Source organism: Paludifilum halophilum, from assembly GCF_002245355.1.
Classification (GTDB): Bacteria; Bacillota; Bacilli; order Thermoactinomycetales; family DSM-45169; genus Paludifilum; species Paludifilum halophilum.
Genome location: NZ_NOWF01000036.1, coordinates 1 through 815 on the forward strand (window position 1 = coordinate 1; position 815 = coordinate 815).

The following is an 815-nucleotide window of genomic DNA, read 5'->3' on the forward strand; positions in this document are numbered from 1 at the left end:
TCTCCCGGAAGACCGATGATTCGCTTACTAAAGATCCATTCGGAATCCTCTGGTTGAAAGAGGACGACATCCCTTCTTTCAAAGGCCTCGGTTTCCGTCTGGACCAAAACGAAATCTTCCTCATGCAACGTCGGCTCCATGCTGTTTCCCACGAGGAAATACCCGTCATAAAAATAAAACAGGAGGACGCAAGTCAGTGTGAACGTTAAAAAAATGAGCAGAGTCCATTGAAAGACACGAGCCCATCGTTGTTTCCCATTCATGAATCCACCCAGCCTATAAAGGCATAATCACGAGATTGGCCCCGTATTTTAAAGCGACCCATAACACCGCAATGCTGATCAAAACGACAGGGGCCCCTTTCCAAAAAGAAAATCGATGCGCCTCCGCCACGCTTTTGAACAGAATGCCGTAAAACCAAAGGGTGAAAAGGACATCCAACACCAGAAAGAAAAAGTATAAAAACAATAACAGCAAGCTATTCTCAATCGTCGGTGTATACAGGGTAAAGGTCTCTTCTTGAAAAAACAGCGCCCGCAGATACCAGAGGATCAGTTTGGCGATATAGGGAATCATCGCCCATGCTACCGCCCCTTGCATCTCTTGCCAGGTGGCTTGTCCTCCGAAAAGCTTCCCCACGCCCCAAAACAATACGCCGTAGAGAAGCCACACCGCGAAACCGACGGCGATCCCGATCGGCAGTGAAATGAGTAATAGATAAGATAAGGAATACCAGTCCCCATATTCACTGAAGGAGATCTGATCCAAGGTGAAACTGATGCCGAATAAGCTGACCCAGGTGGGCACGAGTATTT

At 47.6% G+C, this 815-nt stretch carries 2 protein-coding genes; both read right to left on the reverse strand.

Annotated elements, in window-relative coordinates; genetic code table 11:
- On the reverse strand, positions 1-263 hold a 263-nt coding region (lepB, locus tag CHM34_RS18290; protein WP_094266040.1), incomplete at its 3' end, for a signal peptidase I.
- Positions 264-276: 13 nt separating this feature from the next.
- A partial coding sequence (locus CHM34_RS18295; protein WP_169713833.1) for a YIP1 family protein occupies positions 277-815 on the reverse strand: 539 nt, incomplete at its 5' end.